The following is an 18817-nucleotide window of genomic DNA, read 5'->3' as shown; positions in this document are numbered from 1 at the left end:
TGTATGTCAACGATCCGCCGCACGAGACGGCAGGTCTCGTGCGGCGGATCCGTTGAGACGGCTCATCGGCGGGGCTGTGCGTCCAGTACCTGCTGGAGCGCCTCGAACTCCTCGACGCACTTGCCGGCTCCGAGCGCGACGGAGTCGAGCGGGTCCTCGGCGATGTGGATCGGCATGCCGGTCTCGCGGCGCAGGCGCTCGTCGAGGCCGCGCAGCAGGGCGCCGCCACCGGTGAGGACGATGCCGCGGTCCATGACGTCGCCGGAGAGCTCGGGCGGGCACTTGTCGAGCGTCGTCTTCACGGCGTCGACGATGGCGTTGACCGGCTCCTCGATGGCCTTGCGGACCTCGGCCGCCGAGATGACGACGGTCTTGGGCAGACCGGAGACGAGGTCGCGGCCGCGGATCTCGGTGTGCTCGTCCTTTTCGAGGTCGAACGCCGAGCCGATCGTGATCTTGATCTGTTCGGCGGTGCGCTCGCCGAGCAGGAGGGAGTACTCCTTCTTGATGTGCTGGATGATCGAGCTGTCCAGCTCGTCGCCGGCCACCCTGATCGACTGTGCCGTGACGATTCCTCCGAGCGAGATGACGGCGACCTCGGTGGTGCCGCCACCGATGTCCACGACCATGTTGCCGGTGGCCTCGTGGACGGGCAGGCCCGAGCCGATGGCGGCGGCCATGGGCTCCTCGATGATGTGCACCTGGCGGGCGCCGGCCTGGGTGGACGCCTCGATGACGGCGCGGCGCTCGACTCCGGTGATGCCGGAGGGAACGCAGACGACGACCCGGGGGCGGGCCAGGTAGCGGCGCTTGTGGATCTTGAGGATGAAGTAACGGAGCATTCGCTCGGTGATCTCGAAGTCGGCGATGACGCCGTCCTTCAGCGGCCGGACGGCAACGATGTTGCCCGGCGTCCGGCCGATCATCTTCTTGGCCTCGGAGCCAACGGCGAGGATGCCGCCGGTGTTGGTGTTGATGGCGACGACGGAGGGCTCGTTGAGCACGATCCCTTTACCCCTGACGTACACCAGCGTGTTGGCGGTCCCGAGGTCGACAGCCATGTCACGGCCGATGAACGACATTGAGTTCCCCTTGTTCCCCATGAGGATGCGTCGGGCCTTCCCAAGTGGAGCGGTTGGCTTTTCAGGTCGGCGAAGTGGGTACTGCGGACGTGGAGTCTTCCATCGTAGTGCCGCCTGCGCGGACACAGCGCGAGGGTCCTTCGCCATTGTGAGCGGAACACGTACCCGTCCCAGTAATGGTGACGTCGTGTCGGGGGGATGCGTTCCCCGCTTCTCCGCGCATATGCCGAAGGACGACCGAATTACTTCGGTCGCCCCAGGCCATGGCCGCTGTATGGCTGGCGCCCAGTCAGGAAATGCCGGGGAAGAAGAGCTTCAGCTCCCGCTCGGCGGACTCCTCGGAGTCCGAGGCGTGGATGAGATTCTCCCGGACAATGGTCCCGAAATCGCCACGAATGGAGCCGGGTGCTGCGGCGATCGGGTCAGTGGGACCCGCCAATTGGCGTACACCCTCGATGACGCGCTCGCCCTCGACGACGAGCGCGACGACCGGGCCGGAGGACATGAACTCCACCAGCGGCTCGTAGAACGGCCGGCCCTTGTGCTCGCCGTAGTGCTGCTCCAGCGTCTCGTGGTCGAGGCTGCGCATCTCCAGCGCGGTGATCGTCCAGTTCGCCTTGCGCTCGATGCGGCCGACGACCTCGCCGATCAGCCCGCGCCTGACCGCGTCGGGCTTGAGAAGGACGAGAGTGCGCTGAGTCATGTACGGCTCCTTGCGGGCATAGCGGATGCGATGTCCAGAGGCTACAAGGACACGCCGCAGGCACCGCACCCGGCACGGACAGCGGGCCTACCGCGCCTGCGCCCCGTCCTCCGCCTCCGCCTGCGCCTGCGCCGCCCAGCGGGCCTTCGCCTCGTCGATCTTGCGGCCGTAGTGGATCGAGGCCCACCACAGGCCCGCGAAGACCGCGCCCAGGAAGAACATCACCGGGACCACGAAACCACTGACGATCAGCCCGGCCTGGAGCGCCCAGCCGAGCTGTAGCCCACCCGGCCGGCCGATCATGCCGCAGAGCAGTACGGACAGCAGCATCGCGATGCCGCAGACCGTCCAGACCGCGGTCATCGACAGGTCGTCGGACTTCATCGCGACCAGGCCGGCGAAGGCCACTACGAAGAATTCACTGATCAGAGTGGATGCACAGAGCGTACGCACAGGAGTCAGCCCCTCCCCAGGAGCAGCCGGGCCTCGCCGACCGTGATCACGGAACCGGTCACCAGGACGCCACCGCCCGAGAACTCGCCCTCTTCCTCGGCGAGCGTGACGGCCGCCTCCAGCGCGTCGTCGAGGCGCGGCTCGACCTGGACGCGGTCGTCGCCGAAGACCTCGACGGCGATCGCGGCGAGCTCGTCGACGTCCATTGCGCGGGGGGTGGAGTTGCGGGTGACGACGACCTCCGCGAAGACCGGCTCGAAGGCTTCGAGCATGCCCTTCACGTCCTTGTCGCCGCTCGCGCCGACGACCCCGATCAGACGGCTGAAGCTGAACGCCTCACCGACGGCCGCCGCCGCCGCCCGCGCGCCCGCCGGGTTGTGCGCCGCGTCCAGGACGACGGTGGGGCTGCGGCGTACGACCTCCAGGCGGCCCGGCGAGGTGACCGAGGCGAAGGCCTTGCGGACGGTGTCGATGTCGAGCGTGCGCGCGTGCTCCGCGCCGATGCCGAAGAACGCCTCGACGGCCGCCAGGGCCACCGCCGCGTTGTGCGCCTGGTGCGCGCCGTGCAGCGGCAGGAAGACCTCTTCGTACTCGCCGCCGAGCCCGCGCAGGGTGACCAGCTGGCCGCCGACCGCGACCTCGCGGGAGACGACGCCGAACTCCATGCCCTCGCGGGCGACCGTCGCGTCGACCTCGACCGCCTTCTTCAGCATCACCTGGGCCGCGTCGACCGGCTGCTGCGCCAGGACGACCGTGGCGCCCTGCTTGATGATCCCGGACTTCTCGACGGCGATCTCGCCGGACGTGGCGCCGAGCCGGTCCGTGTGGTCCAGGTCGATCGGCGTGATGACGGCGACGGACGCGTCGATCACGTTCGTCGCGTCCCAGCTGCCGCCCATGCCGACCTCGACGACCGCCACGTCGACGGGCGCGTCGGCGAACGCGGCGTACGCCATGCCCGTCAGTGTCTCGAAGAACGACAGGCGGTGCTCCTGCACGGAGTCGGTCATCTCGACGTACGGCTGGATGTCCTTGTACGTCTCGATGAAGCGCTCGGGGTCGATCGGGGAGCCGTCCAGGCTGATGCGCTCGGTGATCGACTGCACGTGCGGGCTGGTGTACCGCCCGGTGCGCAGCTCGAAGGCGCCGAACAGCGCCTCGATCATGCGGGCGGTGCTGGTCTTGCCGTTGGTGCCGGTGATGTGGACCGAGGGGTACGCGCGCTGGGGCTCGCCCAGGACGTCCATCAGCGCCGCCATGCGGACCAGCGACGGGTCGAGCTTGGTCTCCGGCCAGCGGCCCAGGAGCTCCTGCTCGATCACGCGCAGCGCCTTGTCCACCTCCGGGTCCTGCGGGCGGCGGACGGCCTCGTCGCCCTGCTGCGGGGCACCTTGGGTGCGCAGGGTACGGCTGCCTGCCTCGATCACCGCCAGGTCGGGGTCGCGGCCGGTCTCGGCCTCGACGATCTCTTCGAAGGCGTCGGGTGCGTCGCTGTCATCGTGCGGGGGGAGCTGGCTCACAGGACCAGTCTACGGAGCACCGCCCGCAGCGCCCCGCCAGGACCTTCCGCGTACCGCCCACGACATGCCGAGGGGCCCCCGCACACGGCAGCGGGGGCCCCTCGGCGTCGTACGCGCCTCCTACTTCTGCGGCAGCGCCGCGAGCTGGGCGGTGATCCGCTCGATGTCCGCCTCGGCCTTGGCGAGCCGCCCGCGGATCTTGTCGACCACGTTGTCCGGGGCCTTGGCCAGGAAGGCCTCGTTGCCGAGCTTGCCCGTCGCCTGGGCCTTCTCCTTCTCGGCCGCCGCCAGGTCCTTCGCCAGGCGCTTGCGCTCCGCCTCGACGTCGATCGTGCCCGACAGGTCGAGAGCGACCCTGGCGCCCGCGACCGGCAGGGACGCGGTGGCGTGGAAGTCCTCGCCGGCGGGCGTCAGGCGCAGCACCTGGCGGATGGCCGCCTCGTGCGGCGCCAGCGCGGTCCCGTCCAGGGTCAGCTCGGCCGGGACCTTCTGACCGGACTGGAGGCCCTGGTCGGAGCGGAAGCGGCGGACCTCGGTGACGACCTGCTGGACGAGCCCGATCTCCTTCTCCGCGTCGGCGTCGCGGAACCCGGAGTCCTTGGGCCACTCGGCGATGACGAGCGACTCCTTGCCGGTGAGGGTGGTCCACAGCGTCTCGGTGACGAAGGGGACGACCGGGTGGAGCAGGCGCAGCATGACGTCGAGGACCTCGCCCAGGACGCGGGCGGAGACCTTGGCGGGCTCGCCGCCCGCGAAGAAGGTGGTCTTGGACAGCTCGACGTACCAGTCGAAGACCTCGTCCCACGCGAAGTGGAAGAGCGCGTCCGAGAGCTTCGCGAACTGGTAGTCCTCGTAGTACGCGTCGACCTCGGCCACCGTGGCGTTCAGCCGGGACAGGATCCACCGGTCGGTCGCCGACATCTGCTCGGCGGGCGGCAGTCCGCCCTCGACCGTCGCGCCGTTCATCAGCGCGAAGCGCGTGGCGTTCCAGATCTTGTTGGCGAAGTTGCGGGAGCCCTGGACCCAGTCCTCGCCGATCGGGACGTCGACGCCCGGGTTGGCGCCGCGCGCGAGCGTGAAGCGGACCGCGTCGGAGCCGTACTCGTCCATCCAGTCCAGCGGGTTGACCGCGTTGCCGAAGGACTTCGACATCTTCTTGCCGAACTGGTCGCGGACCATGCCGTGCAGGGCGATGGTGTGGAACGGCGGGGTGCCGTCCATCGCGTACAGGCCGAACATCATCATCCGGGCGACCCAGAAGAAGAGGATGTCGTAGCCGGTGACCAGGACCGAGTTGGGATAGAACTTCTCGACGCTCGGGGTCTGTTCGGGCCAGCCGAGCGTGGAGAACGGCCACAGGCCGGAGGAGAACCAGGTGTCGAGGACGTCGGTGTCCTGGTGCCAGCCCTCGCCGGTGGGCGCCTCGTCGTCGGGTCCGACGCAGACGACCTCGCCGTTCGGGCCGTACCAGACGGGAATGCGGTGGCCCCACCACAGCTGGCGCGAAATGCACCAGTCGTGGAGGTTGTCGACCCAGCCGAAGTAGCGGGGCTCCATCTCCTTGGGGTGGATCGTGACCCGGCCGTCGCGGACCGCGTCGCCGGCCTCCTTGGCCAGTGGGCCGACCTTGACCCACCACTGGAGGGACAGGCGCGGCTCGATGGTCGTCTTGCAGCGCGAGCAGTGTCCGACGGAGTGGACGTACGGGCGCTTCTCGGCGACGATGCGGCCCTCGGCGCGCAGGGCGGCGACGATGGCGCTGCGCGCCTCCAGGCGGTCGAGGCCCTGGAAGGGACCGTGGGCGGTGATGACCGCGCGCTCGTCCATCACGGCCAGGTTGGGCAGGCCGTGGCGCTGGCCGATCTCGAAGTCGTTCGGGTCGTGGGCGGGCGTGACCTTGACGGCGCCCGTGCCGAACTCGGGGTCGACGTGCTCGTCGGCGACGACCGGGATGCGGCGGCCGGTGAGCGGCAGCTCGATCTCGGTGCCGACGAGGTGCGCGTACCGCTCGTCGTCGGGGTGGACGGCGACGGCGGTGTCACCGAGCATCGTCTCGGCGCGGGTCGTCGCGACGACGATCTCGGCGTCCCCGGAGCCGTACCGGATGGAGACGAGCTCGCCGTCGTCCTCCTGGTACTCGACCTCGATGTCCGAGATGGCCGTCAGGCAGCGGGGGCACCAGTTGATGATGCGCTCGGCGCGGTAGATCAGCTCGTCGTCGTACAGCTTCTTGAAGATCGTCTGGACGGCCTTGGACAGGCCCTCGTCCATGGTGAAGCGCTCGCGCGACCAGGCGACGCCGTCACCGAGGCGCTTCATCTGGCCGGAGATCTGCCCGCCGGACTCGGCCTTCCACTGCCAGACGCGCTCGACGAACGCCTCGCGCCCCAGGTCGTGGCGGGACTTGCCCTCCTTGGCGAGCTCGCGCTCGACGACGTTCTGGGTGGCAATGCCGGCGTGGTCCATGCCGGGCTGCCACAGGGTCTCGTACCCCTGCATGCGCTTGCGGCGGGTCAGGGCGTCGATCAGCGTGTGCTCGAAGGCGTGGCCGAGGTGGAGCGATCCCGTGACGTTCGGCGGCGGGATGACGATGGTGTACGGCTCTTTGCCGCTCTTCTCGTCCGCTTCGAAGTAACCACGTTCCACCCAGCGCTCGTACAGCTTCCCCTCTACCTCGGCCGGCGCGTACTGGGTCGGCAGTTCGGGGGCGGGGGCTGCTGGCTGCTGCTGAGAGTTCTCGGTCACGGGCCCAGTTTACGGGCGTCACAGCCCCGTACCGAAACCGGATTCTCGGTAACGGTGAGCCCCCGCCGCCCCGGGACGGCGGGGGTTCCGTCAGGATGTCCGCAACGCATAAGCATCTGGAGGGGAACCCAGTCCATGAGCTACAACCAGCCGGGCCCGTACGGCGGGCAGCAGCCCGGTCCTTACGGCCAGCAGCCGCCGCAGGGCCAGCCCAACCCGTACGGCCAGCAGCCCCCGCAGGGCCAGCCCGGCTACGGCTACCCCCAGCAGGCTCCGCCGCCGCAGGGCTACGGCTACCCCCAGCAGGGCCAGCAGCAGGCCCCGTACGGTCAGCAGCCTCCGTACGGCCAGCCGCAGCACCCGGGCCCCTACGGCCAGCAGCCGCAGTACCCCGGCGGCATGGTCCCGCCGCCGGGCGCGCCGAAGAAGAAGACCGGCCTGATCGTGGGCGCGGTGATCGTGGCGCTGGCCGTGATCGGCGGCGGGGTGTACTTCCTGACCTCGGGCGGCAGCAGCTCGGTCGCCGACGACGGCAAGAAGTACAAGCTGACGACGCCGGCGGCGGTCCTCGGTGGCGAGTTCACGGGGTCGGCCCCGGCCGCCGGCGGTGGCGGCGGCATGTCCTCCAGCGACATCAACGAGCTTGAGGGCAAGGGCATCGTCAACCCCACGGAGGCCTCCGGCCAGTACAAGTCGGGAGAGGGCGCGACCCTGAAAAGCATCGGCTTCTCCGGCCTGTACGGCGAGATCGAAGACCCCGAGGAGGTCGTCGACGCCATGTTCGCCGAGTTCAAGAAGAACTCCGACAAGGGCGCGGGCAAGCCCGGGACCCTTAAGCTCGTCGGCAGCCCCGAGGAGTTCACGCCCGAAGGCTTCGAGAACGGCATCATGAAGTGCCAGGACGCCGAGTTCGTCATGGGCGAGGCCTCCACGACCAACGCGGGCCTCCCCAACAGCTTCAAGACGCCGATGTGCGTGTGGGGTGACCACAGCACGCTCGCGTACGTCTCGTACTCCGACGTCGCCTCCACCGCGATCGGCAAAGCCATCCCGCTGGCGGACGCCGCCGCCAACGCGGCCAAGCTGCGCAACGACGTCCGCGTCGAGATCAAGTAGCGCGCAGGACATCGAAGGGGCGCCCGGCGAGACTTCGCCGGGCGCCCCTTCGCCGTACGTACCGAACCGCTACGCGGACTTCTCGTGGCGGCCGTCGTTCTTGATGATGCGCGGCTCGCGCGGGACCAGCGTCGGGTTGACGTTGCTGTGGACCACGTCGGCCGTGATGACGACGCGGGCCACGTCCTTGCGGGACGGGACCTCGTACATCACCGACATCAGGACCTCCTCCATGATGGCGCGCAGGCCACGCGCGCCCGTCTGGCGGAGGATCGCCTGGTCCGCGATCGCTTCCAGCGCCTCGCGCTCGAACTCCAGCTCCACACCGTCGAGTTCGAAGAGCCGCTCGTACTGCTTCACCAGCGCGTTGCGCGGCTCGATGAGGATCTGGAGCAGCGCCTCGCGGTCCAGGTTGTGGACCGAGGTCAGGACGGGGAGACGGCCGATGAACTCGGGGATCATCCCGAACTTCACCAGGTCCTCCGGCATGACCTCCTGGAACTGGTCGCTCGCCTCGATCTCCCGCTTGGAGCGGATCGTCGCGCCGAAGCCGATGCCCTTGGCGCCCGCCCGCGACTCGATGATCTTCTCGAGGCCGGCGAAGGCGCCGCCCACGATGAAGAGCACGTTCGTCGTGTCGATCTGGATGAACTCCTGGTGCGGGTGTTTGCGGCCGCCCTGCGGCGGGACCGAGGCCGTCGTGCCCTCAAGGATCTTGAGGAGGGCCTGCTGCACGCCTTCACCCGACACGTCGCGCGTGATCGACGGGTTCTCGCTCTTGCGGGCGACCTTGTCGATCTCGTCGATGTAGATGATCCCGGTCTCGGCCTTCTTGACGTCGTAGTCGGCCGCCTGGATCAGCTTCAGGAGGATGTTCTCGACGTCCTCGCCGACGTACCCGGCCTCCGTCAGCGCCGTCGCGTCCGCGATGGCGAACGGGACGTTGAGCATGCGCGCCAGCGTCTGGGCCAGCAGCGTCTTGCCGGAACCCGTGGGGCCCAGCAGGAGGATGTTCGACTTCGCCAGCTCGATCGCGTCGTCGCGGCCCGCGCCGCCGCCGTTCTCGCCGGCCTGAACGCGCTTGTAGTGGTTGTAGACCGCCACCGAGAGGGCCTTCTTGGCCGGCTCCTGGCCGACCACGTAACCCTCGAGGAACTCATAGATCTCCCGCGGCTTGGGGAGTTCCTCCCACCGCACCTCGGAGGTCTCTGCGAGCTCCTCCTCGATGATCTCGTTGCAGAGGTCGATGCACTCGTCGCAGATGTACACACCGGGACCTGCGATGAGCTTCTTCACCTGCTTCTGGCTCTTGCCGCAGAACGAGCACTTGAGCAGATCGCCGCCATCACCGATGCGTGCCACGAGGTGCTTCCCCTTCGCCTGGGAGACGCCACGTTCAGCGACTCCTGGTGCCTCATATTCGACGGTACCTTGCCTGGCCCCCCGTTCGGGCCCCCCTTGGCGCGGTTCACATTGACGTGTACTGCGCCAAGGGGCGGGCTACCGCGTGTCAGGCGCCCACGGGCGCGTTCTTGCGCGTGGACACGATCTGGTCGATCAGACCGTACGCAAGCGAGTCCTCGGCGGTCAGGATCTTGTCGCGCTCGATGTCGTCGCGGATCTTCTCGATCGGCGTGGTGGAGTGCTTCGAAAGCATCTCCTCCAGCTGCGAGCGCATCCGGAGGATCTCCTGCGCCGCGATCTCCAGGTCGGAGAGCTGCTCGCGGCCGGTCTGCGAGGACGGCTGGTGGATCAGCACACGCGCGTTGGGCAGTGCCATGCGCTTGCCCGGCGTACCGGCGGCGAGCAGCACGGCCGCGGCGGAGGCCGCCTGTCCCATGCAGACCGTCTGGATGTCCGGCTTCACGAACTGCATCGTGTCGTAGATGGCCGTGAGGGCCGTGAAGGAGCCGCCGGGGCTGTTGATGTAGATGGAGATGTCGCGGTCCGGGTCCATCGACTCCAGGCACAGCAGCTGCGCCATGACGTCGTTGGCGGAGGCGTCGTCGATCTGCACGCCGAGGAAGATGACGCGCTCCTCGAAGAGCTTCGCGTACGGGTCGTACTCGCGCACGCCCTGCGAGGTGCGCTCGACGAAGCGCGGCACGATGTAGCGGTTGTCCACCTGCGGGCCGGTGTAGAGGCCGCTCGCGGAGAAGTCGTTCATGTGGGTTTTCACCATCCTGGTGGCGTTCGGTGGGCTGGGGAGGCTCGGCTGCGGGGATCAGGCCCCGGTACCGCCGCCGCCCGGAACGCCCGAGGCAAGGCTGATGATCTCGTCGATGAGGCCGTACTCCTTGGCCTCCTCCGCGGTGTACCAGCGGTCGCGGTCACCGTCGCGGATGATCGTCTCGACGCTCTGGCCCGAGTGCCGGGCGGTGATCTCCGCCATGCGCTTCTTCGTGCGCAGCAGCTGCTCGGCCTGGATCTTGATGTCCGAGGCGGTACCGCCGAGGCCGGCCGAGCCCTGGTGCATCAGGATGTCGGTGTTGGGGAGCGCGAAGCGCTTGCCCGCGGTGCCGCCGGTCAGCAGGAACTGGCCCATCGAGGCCGCGAGGCCCATGCCGATGGTGACCACGTCGTTCGGGATGTACTGCATGGTGTCGTAGACCGCCATGCCCGCCGTCACCGAACCGCCGGGGCTGTTGATGTAGAGGTAGATGTCCTTGTCGGGGTCCGCGGCAAGGAGGAGCAACTGCGCTGTGATCTTGTTGGCGATGTCATCGTCGACCTGCTGGCCGAGGAAGATGATCCGCTCGCCGAGCAGCCGGTTGTAGACCTGGTCGCCGAGGCCTCCACCGATGGACGGCTCACCCGCGGCGTACGGCATCAGATTCGTCACGTATACACCTGCTCGTCTCTGACGGCTTCAACCGTCTCAGCGTCTTCGTACCGGAGGGCGGGGACTCCCCACTCTCCTCTTCATGGACCCTAACGCGCAGGTGGGACAACGCCATCCCGCTTCCCGAACTGTTCGCTGGGAGCGCAAGGTCCGGGCCCGCACCCGCGTACGAGGACGGGCCCGGACGCGTCACGCGTCCGGGCCCGTCCTCGTGGATCAGACAGTCAGACCGAAGCTCAGGCCTCGGTCGTCTTCTCGGCCTCGGCGGAGGCCTCGACGGTCTCGGCGGCGTCGGCGGTCTCGGCCGCCTCGTCCTCGTCGTCCTCCAGGTCGACGGCCTCACCGTTGGTGTCGGTGACCTTGGCGGCCTCGACGACGACGGCGAGCGCCTTGCCGCGGGCGACCTCGCCGACGAGCATCGGCACCTGGCCACCCTCGACGACGGCCTGGGCGAACTGGTCGGGGCTCATGCCGGAGGACTGCGCGCGCCGCATGAGGTGCTCGGTGAGCTCCTCCTGGTTGACGTTCAGCTTCTCCTTGTTGACGAGCTCGTCGAGGACGAACTGCGTCTTGATGCCCTTGACCGCCTGCTCACTCAGCTCGGCGTCGAACTCCTCGGCCGACTTGCCCTGGATCTCGAGGTACTTCTCGATGTCCAGACCCATCTGGCCGAGCTGGTGGTGCTCCAGGTTGTGCTTGCGGGTCTTGACCTCGTCCTCGAGCAGCTTCTCGGGGATCGGGACCTCGACCAGCTCCAGCAGCTTCTCCAGGACGCGCTCCTGGGCCTGCGTGGCCTGGTCGTACTGCTTCATGTTCTCGAGGCGCTTGCGGCTGTCGGCCTTGAGCTCGTCGAGGGTGTCGAACTCGCTGGCCATCTGCGCGAAGTCGTCGTCCAGCTCGGGCAGTTCGCGGGCGGCGACCGCGGTGACCTTGACGGTGACCTCGGCCTCCTTGCCCTCGGCGCTGCCGCCCTTGAGCGAGGAGGTGAAGGTGGCCTCGCCACCGGCCTCCAGGCCGGTCACGGCCTCGTCGATGCCGTCGAGGAGCTCGCCGGAACCGATGGTGTACGAGACACCCTCGGCGACGCCGTCCTCGAGGACCTCGCCGCCGACCTTGGCCTCCAGGTCGATCGTCACGACGTCACCGTCGGCGGCGGGGCGCTCGACCGGGTTGGTGGAGGCGAAGCGCGCGCGCAGGTCCTCCACGGCCTTGTCGACGTCCTCGTCCTTGACCTCGACCGCGTCGACCTCGACCTCGATGCCGGAGTAGTCCGGGATCTCGATCGTCGGGCGGATGTCGACCTCTGCGGTAAAGGACAGCAGCTCGCCGTCCTTCAGCTCGGTGATGTCGACGTCGGGCTGGCCGAGAACGTTCAGCTCACCCTCGTTGACAGCCTCGGTGTAGAACTTCGGAAGGGCGTCGTTGACGGCCTCCTCCAGCACAGCACCACGGCCGAACCGCTGGTCGATGACTCGGTTCGGGATCTTGCCCTTGCGGAAGCCCTTCACCGTGACCTGCTGGTTGATCTTCTTGTACGCCGCGTCGAGGCTGTCCTTGAGCTCCTCGAAGGGCACCTCGATGCTGAGCCGAACCCGGGTCGGGTTCAGGGTCTCCACGGCGCTCTTCACGGTTCGGTCTCCTTGGGGGCTGACTTCTGAGGTTCTGCTGGGCCGCGCGGGAGGCGGCTTCGCCGATCGGGCCCGGTACATCAGACACACGGACCCGCACTCTGCATAGTAACGGCAAGCAGGAAGACTCCCACAACGCGATCCTGATCGGGATCGCACGGGATCATGCCTGGTGATGGTCGGGGTGGCCGGATTCGAACCGACGACCTTCCGCTCCCAAAGCGGACGCGCTACCAAGCTGCGCCACACCCCGTCGGTGCGACACGTAGGGTACATGCCCGCAGACAGTGCGGTCCCCCGCTTTACGAGGGGCCCGCCGGGTGTGCACCGCGGGCCCGGAACCCGCTACGATGCTCTTCGTGCCGCGGTCGCACGACCTGCGGTGCGTACTGTGCGGGCGTAGCTCAATGGTAGAGCCCTAGTCTTCCAAACTAGCTACGCGGGTTCGATTCCCGTCGCCCGCTCCACGGCCTCCGGCCCGGCTCGGTGACAACGTCACCGAGCCGGGCCGGAGGTGTTTCCGGAGCCTCGACGTCCGGCCGGAACGCCCGGCGGCGCCGGCCGCCCGCGCCACTCAGAAGCTGATCTGGTTGATGGTTTCCGCTATCGAGTTCATGAAGCGGTTGATCGACGGCGCCATGCCCGTGGACGCGAGGAAGAAGCCGAAGAGAACGGCCACCACCGCCGGTCCCGCCTTGATCGAGCCCCCGCGGATCAACACCACCAGGACGATCGCCAACAGAAGCACCACAGACAGTGAAATGGCCACAACTGATCACACCCTCGGTCGGTCCGCCTTGCCGGCCCGGGAGCGCACGGCCCGGCGCACTCCCGCAGGGACCATCGTGCCACCAACTCACCAGCGGCGGCTGCCGGGTGACGGAACGTTGGTGAACGGTTGGCGCCGCGAGGGGGTCCGGCGTACACGCCGGGGCGCGGGCGCCGCACATGCGCGCCACCCACTCCGATGCCCCGTCCGGGGATTGATAATCCTGATCGTTTCGCTACCCACACATCACATTCGCTGGAAATTCGAATTGCACGGACGGTCACATGACGCCGGTCGAAAAAGAGGTAGCAAGCGGGACATATCGCCAGAGTCACCTACTGGCGGTATGCACTATTTAGTCGGGATGAGTTACCCCATACGGGGGCGAAAATGTGAGCCACACCATAAGAGCTCATCGCCATGTCGACTTCTCTGCTCACAGGCCACTCACATGAATGACAAAGGGCCGGGAACGAGGTTTTACGGAATCCATCCGGCGACGCTAGGGTGCCTCAGATGTTTCACGCTCCGCACGGATATCAGAGGGCCCCGCTCCCCCCGGCCCGGGAGCAGGAGCCCGAAACACCGCTCGCACGGACCCTCGCGCCCGCCACCCCCGCCCCGGCCCCGGTCCCCACCGCCGTGTCCGCCCCCGCCCCCGCCCCCGCTCCGAAGCAGCGCGACGCGTTCTTCGACAACGCCAAGTACCTGGCGATCGTGCTCGTGGCGGTGGCGCACATGTGGGAGCCGGTGATGGACGGCAGCCGCGCCACCCGCGCGCTCTACATGGTCGTCTACAGTTTCCACATGCCGGCCTTCATCATCATCTCCGGCTACTTCTCGCGCGGCTTCGACCTGAGACCCAAGAAGGTCCAGCGCCTGATCACGGGCGTCGCCGTGCCGTATCTGATCTTCGAGACCGTCTACAGCCTCTTCAAACGGTGGGCGGACGACGACCCCGGCCACTCCATCAGCCTGCTCGACCCCTGGTACCTGACCTGGTTCCTGGTCGCGCTGTTCGTCTGGCGGCTGACCACCCCGATCTGGCGCTCGCTCCGCCACCCCCTGCCGGTCGCGCTCGCCATCGCCGTCCTCGCCTCCGTGACCCCCGACATCGGAGACGACCTCAACCTCCAGCGCGTCCTGCAGTTCCTGCCGTTCTTCGTGCTCGGCCTGCTGCTGAAGCCCGAGCACTTCAAGATGGTGCGGCGCCGCGAGGTCAGGCTGCTGGCCGTTCCCGTCGTCCTGTCCACGCTGGCCTTCGCGTACTGGGCCGCCCCCCGTCTCGAGCTCGGGTGGTTCTACCACAGCAGTGCCGCTCAGGACAGGGGCGCTCCGTGGTGGACCGGGATCGTCATGACCTTCGCGCTCTTCGGCTGCTCGCTGCTTCTGACGGCCTGCTTCCTGTCCTGGGTCCCGGGCCGCACGATGTGGTTCACCGTGCTGGGCGCCGGCACCTTGGGCGGATACCTGCTGCACGGCTTCCTGGTGAAGGGCGCCAACTACGCGGGGCTGTTCGACTCGTACCCCTGGCTCTCCAGCCCGCTCGGCGAGGTCTTCCTGACCGTCGCGATCGCCGTCGCGGTCACCCTGATGTGCACTCCGCCCGTGCGGCGGCTGTTCCGCTGGTCCATGGAGCCCGAGATGAACTGGGCTTTCCTCCGCGACCCGGCCGAGGACGCCCGGCGGCGGGAGCGCCGCCCCGTGGGCAAGGCCTCCTAGAAGGACCGGGCTTCCGGGCAGACCCGGGCTCCGACCCCGGAAGGGTGGCGCGCCTCTTCCTGCGCGAGCGTGAAACGGACCCCGGTCCTCTCGTCGAACGTGAGGAGAGGACCGGGGTCCGTGCTGTGTGCGGGCCCGCCTCCCGGGCCCGGCTCCGGGTGTTCCTGGAAGGCGGTCGGGCGGCTGATCGGGACGAAGGACAACGAACTGCTCGTCATCTCCTTCCTGGGGGCCGCGGTCTTCGTCGCCGGGGTCTCGGAGTGGTTCGGGGTCGCGGACGCGATCGGCGCCTTCATGGTCGGCCTGATGCTGGGCAGTACGAGTTCGGGCGAGCGGATCATGAAGCTGGCCCACCCGCTGCGGGACGCGTTCGGCGCGATCTTCTTCGCCTTCGGGCTGTCGATCGACCCGGGCGGCCTGCCGGTGGTGCTCTGGCCGGTACTGGCCGCCGTCGCGGTGACGCTGGTCATGAATGTCGTGGCGGGGCTGGCCGCTGCCCGTATCCACGGCTTCGGGGCGGGCCCTGCGGCGAACATCTCGACCACGCTGCCGGCGCGGGGCGAGTTCGCGCTCGTCCTCGCCACGATGGCGGCGGGCGCGGGCCTGGACGAGCGGCTTTCGCCGTTCATCGCGGGGTACGTGCTGCTGCTCGCGGTGCTGGGCCCGCTGGCGGCGGGCCGGTCGCACTGGCTGGCGAAGGTGCTGCCGGGCGGCGGGAGCGGATCCGGGGCCGGGCCGCGGGCGGGAGCTGGTGGGCTGACGCGGTGCGGCCGGCCGTCTCGTTACGCGCCGTGGCAGATCAGGAGGAGGGCGCGGTCGTCGTTGACGTCCTTGGCCACCGCTTCGATCAGGTGCCACGCGGCGCCCTGGAAGCCCGGCGTCACGTAGCGGTCGGCCTCGCCGGTCAGGCGGTCGATGCCTTCGGCGATGTCCCGGCCGGACGCTTCCACCAGGCCGTCCGTGAACAGCATCAGTACGTCGCCGGGTGCCAGTGATCCCTTGCACGGGTCGAACTGCGCGCCGTCGTACACGCCGAGCAGCGGCCCCTCGCCGGACTTCTCCTCCCAGCGGCCGCTGCCCGCGTGGAGCTGGAGTGCGGGGAGGTGGCCCGCCGACAGGAGTTCGTAGTCGCCGGAGTCCAGGTCCAGGACCAGGTGGATGGAGGTCGCGAAGCCCTCGTCCCAGTCCTGGCGCAGGAGGTAGCCGTTGGCGGCGGGGAGGAAGCCGTGCGGCGGGAGCGATCCGAGGAGGCCGCCGAAGGCACCGGACAGGAGCAGGGCGCGCGATGCCGCGTCCATGCCCTTGCCGGACACGTCGGTGAGGACGACTTCCAGGGTGCTGCCGCCGTTCGTGCGGGCCGCGACCACGAAGTCGCCCGAGAAGGACTGGCCGCCGGCGGGGCGCAGCGCCATCTCGCTGTGCCAGTTCTTCGGGAGGCGGGGCAGCGCGCTCTGGACGCGGATGCGTTCGCGGAGGTCGAAGAGCATCGTGCCGCCGCGCCGCCAGGGGACGCCGACCCTGGCCCTGAACTGGGCGATGATCAGGCCGAAGAAGCCGCAGGCCGCGACGGTGAGGACGGTTCCGGGGGTGACGCGGGCCGCGCCTTGCGTGTAGGGGCCGAGGACGATCGACTCGACGATCAGCGCGGTGGCCGCGGCGGCGTACAGGCCGAGCAGGCTGGCCGGGCGCAGCAGGAGGCCGCCGGCCACGATCGGGAGCACCAGAAGGGACGGCGCGCACCAGACCGGCGACGCGATCGTGCCGACGGCGATCGCCGGGACCGTCAGGAGGAGGCCGGCCAGGGCGATCCAGTCCGAGCCGTCGCCCCGGAAGTAGTCGACGCCGGATTTGCGCAGCGCGACACGGGCCCGGTGCGCAGACTTGCGCGTCCGGGCCGAGAACGATTCGGTTCCCACTCCACCTGCCATTGCGCTGGACCCTATCCACCCCGGCCGGTGCTCCGCAGGGGGACCCCTATGACATTGTGTTCGAAATCGGGTCGCCCTTGTGCCAGGGGCCTGGTAGGGATGGCATATGACCACCGACTTACGTGTGTTACGGGCATCGGAGTGGGACGACTGGTACGCGGCCTTCGAACTGGCCTTCGGGGGCGTGGCGCAGGAGGCGGAGGCCCGGGAACTCGACCGCGCGCTGACCGAACCTGCCCGCTGCGTGGGTGTCTGGGACGGGGATCAGTGCGTCGGCACGGCGGGCGCGTACACCTTCCGCCTGTCCGTGCCGGGCGGCGCCCTGGTGCCGGCCGCCGGCGTGAGCGTCGTGAGCGTGGCGACGACGCACCGGCGGCGCGGGATCCTGACCGCGATGATGCGGCGCCAGCTCGACGACGTACGGGCATGGGGGGAGCCGGTCGCGCTGCTGACCGCTTCGGAGCCCGCGATCTACGGCCGCTTCGGGTACGGCGCCGCGACGCAGCAGCTGTCGGCGGAGATCGACACGTCACGGGTGCGGCTGGCGGTGTCGGCGGGGACGGACGACGTACGGCTGAGGTCCGCGGAACCGGCCGGTGCGCGGGACGTGTGCGAGGCGGTGTACGCGCGGAACGTGACGGGCCGGCCCGGGATGCTCGCGCGCCGGCCGCACTGGGAGCGGCTGCCGCTGCTCGACCCGGAGAGCGGGCGCGGGGGCGCGTCGCCGCTGCGGTGCGTACTGGCCGAGCGGGGCGGGGGCAACGGGGAGGCGGAGGGTACGGGGGACGTCGTCGGGTACGTCCGGTTCCAGGTCAAGCCGGAGTGGGACACGGCGGGTCCCAATGGCGCGGTCCTGCTGCGGGATCTGGAGGCGCTCGACCCGGCGGCGTACGCGGCGCTGTGGCGTTTCCTGTTCGACATCGACCTGACGTCGAGGATCCGGGCGCGGAACCGGCCCGTGGACGATGCCTGGCAGCACCTTGTCTCGGACATCCGGCGGTGCGACGTACGGCTGCGGGATTCGCTGTACGTGCGGCTGGTGGAGGTGGGGGCGGCGCTGGAGGCGCGTGCGTACCAGGCGCCGGTGGATGTGGTGCTGGAGGTGACGGACTCCTTCTGCCCCTGGAACGGGGGGCGTTGGCGGCTGACCGGCGACGCCAAGGGGGGTGCGTCGTGCAAGCGGACGGACCAGGCGGCGGATCTCGCGCTGTCCGTACGGGAGTTGGGTGAGGCGTACCTCGGCGGCGTCGGCCTGGCCGCGCTGGCGGCGGCGGGGCGGGTGCGGGAGCTGCGGCCGGGGGCGCTGGCGGAGGCGTCGGTGGCGTTCGGGGCGGGGGTCGCGCCCTGGCTTCCGCACGGGTTCTGAGGCTCTGGGGCTCTGGGGGGGGCGGCCTCGGGCGGTGCTGTCGCGGGGGCTTGAGGGTCGGTGCCGCGCCGGGCGAGGCGGGGGCGAGGCGTCCGGTGCGGTGCGGGTCAGCGGGCCTGGCAGGCCGGGCACCAGAAGAGGTTGCGGGCGGCCAGAGCGGCGGTGCGGATCTCGCCGCCGCAGATGTGGCAGGGCAGGTTCGCCCTGCGGTAGACGTAGACCTCGCCGCCGTGGTCGTCGACGCGGGGCGGCCGGCCCGTCGCCTCGGGCATGTGCTCGGGCCGGACGGTGTCGATGCGGTTGTTGCGTACGCCCTCGCGCATGAGGACGACCAGGTCCGCCCAGATCGCGTCCCACTCGCGGCGGGTCAGGTCCTTGCCCGCGCGGTACGGGTCGATGCCGTGCCGGAAGAGGACTTCGGCGCGGTAGACGTTGCCCACGCCGGCGACGACCTTCTGGTCCATGAGGAGCGCGGCGACGGTGGTGCGGCTGCGGGAGACCCGCTGCCAGGCCCGGTCGGGGGCGGCGTCCTCGCGGAGGGGGTCGGGGCCGAGGCGGTCGTGTATCGCCTGCTTCTCGCCGTCGGTGATCAGGGCGCAGGTGGTGGGACCGCGGAGGTCGGCGTAGTGGCCGGCGTCGACCAGGCGCAGGCGCACCGTGTCGGCCGGGGGCGGGGCGGGCGCCGCGCCGAAGCCGAGCTTGCCGAAGAGGCCGAGGTGGATGTGGATCCAGCCGGTGTCCTCGAAGCCGAGGAAGAGGTGCTTGCCGTGGGCTTCGGCGGCTTCCAGGCGGGTGCCGTCCAGGAGGGCGGCGCTGTCCGCGAACTTGCCCTGGGGGCTGGTGACACGTACCGGGGAGCCCGCGAAGCGGGCGCGGTGGTCGTCCGCGAGGCGGTGGATGGTGTGCCCCTCGGGCATGGGTCTGCGTCTCCGTCGGGCGGCGG

15 protein-coding genes, 2 tRNA genes and 1 pseudogene are annotated in these 18817 nt (G+C 69.4%); 5 read left to right on the top strand and 13 right to left on the bottom strand.

Annotated elements, in window-relative coordinates:
* Positions 1 to 62: 62 nt before the first annotated feature.
* The 5 genes from BN1555_RS21235 to BN1555_RS21215 form a co-directional block, all read right to left on the bottom strand.
* Positions 63 to 1082, bottom strand: coding sequence for a rod shape-determining protein (locus tag BN1555_RS21235; protein ID WP_093800865.1), 1020 nt, complete (start codon positions 1080 to 1082; stop codon positions 63 to 65).
* A gap of 289 nt (positions 1083 to 1371) precedes the next feature.
* Complete coding sequence (gene ndk / locus BN1555_RS21230) at positions 1372 to 1785, bottom strand: nucleoside-diphosphate kinase (protein WP_093800864.1); 414 nt, start codon at positions 1783 to 1785, stop codon at positions 1372 to 1374.
* An 87-nt stretch (positions 1786 to 1872) separates the two neighbouring features.
* On the bottom strand, positions 1873 to 2238 hold the full coding sequence (locus BN1555_RS21225) for a DUF4233 domain-containing protein (protein ID WP_093800863.1): 366 nt from the start codon (positions 2236 to 2238) through the stop codon (positions 1873 to 1875).
* Positions 2239 to 2243: 5 nt separating this feature from the next.
* Positions 2244 to 3758 (bottom strand): bifunctional tetrahydrofolate synthase/dihydrofolate synthase, encoded by a 1515-nt coding sequence (locus tag BN1555_RS21220; RefSeq protein WP_093800862.1) that lies wholly within the window; start codon positions 3756 to 3758, stop codon positions 2244 to 2246.
* A gap of 120 nt (positions 3759 to 3878) precedes the next feature.
* Positions 3879 to 6503 (bottom strand): valine--tRNA ligase, encoded by a 2625-nt coding sequence (locus tag BN1555_RS21215; RefSeq protein ID WP_093800861.1) that lies wholly within the window; start codon positions 6501 to 6503, stop codon positions 3879 to 3881.
* Positions 6504 to 6638: 135 nt separating this feature from the next.
* Between BN1555_RS21215 and BN1555_RS21210 the strand changes: the two genes are divergently transcribed.
* Positions 6639 to 7619, top strand: coding sequence for a flagellar basal body-associated FliL family protein (locus BN1555_RS21210; RefSeq protein WP_093800860.1), 981 nt, complete (start codon positions 6639 to 6641; stop codon positions 7617 to 7619).
* A gap of 69 nt (positions 7620 to 7688) precedes the next feature.
* Here BN1555_RS21210 and clpX read toward each other — a convergent pair whose 3' ends face one another.
* The 5 genes from clpX to BN1555_RS21185 form a co-directional block, all read right to left on the bottom strand.
* Positions 7689 to 8981 carry an ATP-dependent Clp protease ATP-binding subunit ClpX gene (gene clpX / locus BN1555_RS21205; protein ID WP_093800859.1) on the bottom strand — a complete coding sequence of 431 codons (1293 nt, stop codon included), beginning with the start codon at positions 8979 to 8981 and terminating at the stop codon, positions 7689 to 7691.
* Between the two features lie 148 nt (positions 8982 to 9129).
* On the bottom strand, positions 9130 to 9801 hold the full coding sequence (locus BN1555_RS21200; protein WP_093800858.1) for an ATP-dependent Clp protease proteolytic subunit: 672 nt from the start codon (positions 9799 to 9801) through the stop codon (positions 9130 to 9132).
* A 42-nt stretch (positions 9802 to 9843) separates the two neighbouring features.
* Complete coding sequence (locus BN1555_RS21195) at positions 9844 to 10449, bottom strand: ATP-dependent Clp protease proteolytic subunit (protein ID WP_093800857.1); 606 nt, start codon at positions 10447 to 10449, stop codon at positions 9844 to 9846.
* Between the two features lie 248 nt (positions 10450 to 10697).
* A complete protein-coding gene (gene tig / locus BN1555_RS21190; RefSeq protein WP_176710091.1) occupies positions 10698 to 12089 on the bottom strand; it encodes a trigger factor in 1392 nt (463 codons plus the stop codon).
* A gap of 176 nt (positions 12090 to 12265) precedes the next feature.
* Positions 12266 to 12342, bottom strand: a tRNA-Pro gene (locus tag BN1555_RS21185).
* A gap of 140 nt (positions 12343 to 12482) precedes the next feature.
* Here BN1555_RS21185 and BN1555_RS21180 point away from each other — a divergent pair.
* A tRNA-Gly gene (locus BN1555_RS21180) sits at positions 12483 to 12556 on the top strand.
* Positions 12557 to 12663: 107 nt separating this feature from the next.
* Here the strand turns inward: BN1555_RS21180 and BN1555_RS21175 are convergent.
* On the bottom strand, positions 12664 to 12858 hold the full coding sequence (locus BN1555_RS21175) for a hypothetical protein (protein WP_093800855.1): 195 nt from the start codon (positions 12856 to 12858) through the stop codon (positions 12664 to 12666).
* A 516-nt stretch (positions 12859 to 13374) separates the two neighbouring features.
* On the opposite strand from BN1555_RS21175, the gene BN1555_RS21170 reads away from it, so the two are divergent.
* Together BN1555_RS21170 and BN1555_RS21165 are read left to right on the top strand one after the other, a co-directional pair.
* Positions 13375 to 14580 (top strand): acyltransferase family protein, encoded by a 1206-nt coding sequence (locus BN1555_RS21170; protein ID WP_093800854.1) that lies wholly within the window; start codon positions 13375 to 13377, stop codon positions 14578 to 14580.
* Positions 14581 to 14754: 174 nt separating this feature from the next.
* Positions 14755 to 15468 (top strand): annotated as a pseudogene (locus BN1555_RS21165) (cation:proton antiporter); the annotation flags it as partial.
* On the opposite strand, the gene BN1555_RS21160 reads toward BN1555_RS21165, so the two are convergent.
* A complete protein-coding gene (locus BN1555_RS21160; protein WP_093800853.1) occupies positions 15363 to 16508 on the bottom strand; it encodes a PP2C family protein-serine/threonine phosphatase in 1146 nt (381 codons plus the stop codon). The pseudogene BN1555_RS21165 and the gene BN1555_RS21160 overlap by 106 nt on opposite strands.
* 106 nt (positions 16509 to 16614) lie before the next feature.
* Here BN1555_RS21160 and BN1555_RS21155 point away from each other — a divergent pair, with 106 nt between their 5' ends.
* A complete protein-coding gene (locus tag BN1555_RS21155; protein ID WP_093800852.1) occupies positions 16615 to 17874 on the top strand; it encodes a GNAT family N-acetyltransferase in 1260 nt (419 codons plus the stop codon).
* 107 nt (positions 17875 to 17981) lie between these two features.
* Here BN1555_RS21155 and BN1555_RS21150 read toward each other — a convergent pair whose 3' ends face one another.
* Positions 17982 to 18791 carry an Fpg/Nei family DNA glycosylase gene (locus BN1555_RS21150; RefSeq protein WP_093800851.1) on the bottom strand — a complete coding sequence of 270 codons (810 nt, stop codon included), beginning with the start codon at positions 18789 to 18791 and terminating at the stop codon, positions 17982 to 17984.
* Between the last annotated feature and the right edge of the window lie 26 nt (positions 18792 to 18817).

It is taken from the genome of Streptomyces sp. Wb2n-11 (assembly GCF_001049855.1).
Classification (GTDB): Bacteria; Actinomycetota; Actinomycetes; order Streptomycetales; family Streptomycetaceae; genus Streptomyces; species Streptomyces altiplanensis.
This window is presented reverse-complemented; position numbering and strand designations above follow the sequence as displayed.

Excerpts from the sequence above, each read along its gene's own strand:
- BN1555_RS21235 (WP_093800865.1), bottom strand. The coding sequence starts at position 1,082 with ATGTCGTTCATCGGCCGTGACATGGCTGTCGACCTCGGGACCGCCAAC.
- ndk (WP_093800864.1), bottom strand. The coding sequence starts at position 1,785 with ATGACTCAGCGCACTCTCGTCCTTCTCAAGCCCGACGCGGTCAGGCGC.
- BN1555_RS21210 (WP_093800860.1), top strand. The coding sequence starts at position 6,639 with ATGAGCTACAACCAGCCGGGCCCGTACGGCGGGCAGCAGCCCGGTCCT.
- BN1555_RS21200 (WP_093800858.1), bottom strand. The coding sequence starts at position 9,801 with ATGGTGAAAACCCACATGAACGACTTCTCCGCGAGCGGCCTCTACACC.
- BN1555_RS21195 (WP_093800857.1), bottom strand. The coding sequence starts at position 10,449 with ATGCCGTACGCCGCGGGTGAGCCGTCCATCGGTGGAGGCCTCGGCGAC.
- BN1555_RS21170 (WP_093800854.1), top strand. The coding sequence starts at position 13,375 with ATGTTTCACGCTCCGCACGGATATCAGAGGGCCCCGCTCCCCCCGGCC.
- BN1555_RS21160 (WP_093800853.1), bottom strand. The coding sequence starts at position 16,508 with ATGGCAGGTGGAGTGGGAACCGAATCGTTCTCGGCCCGGACGCGCAAG.
- BN1555_RS21155 (WP_093800852.1), top strand. The coding sequence starts at position 16,615 with ATGACCACCGACTTACGTGTGTTACGGGCATCGGAGTGGGACGACTGG.
- BN1555_RS21150 (WP_093800851.1), bottom strand. The coding sequence starts at position 18,791 with ATGCCCGAGGGGCACACCATCCACCGCCTCGCGGACGACCACCGCGCC.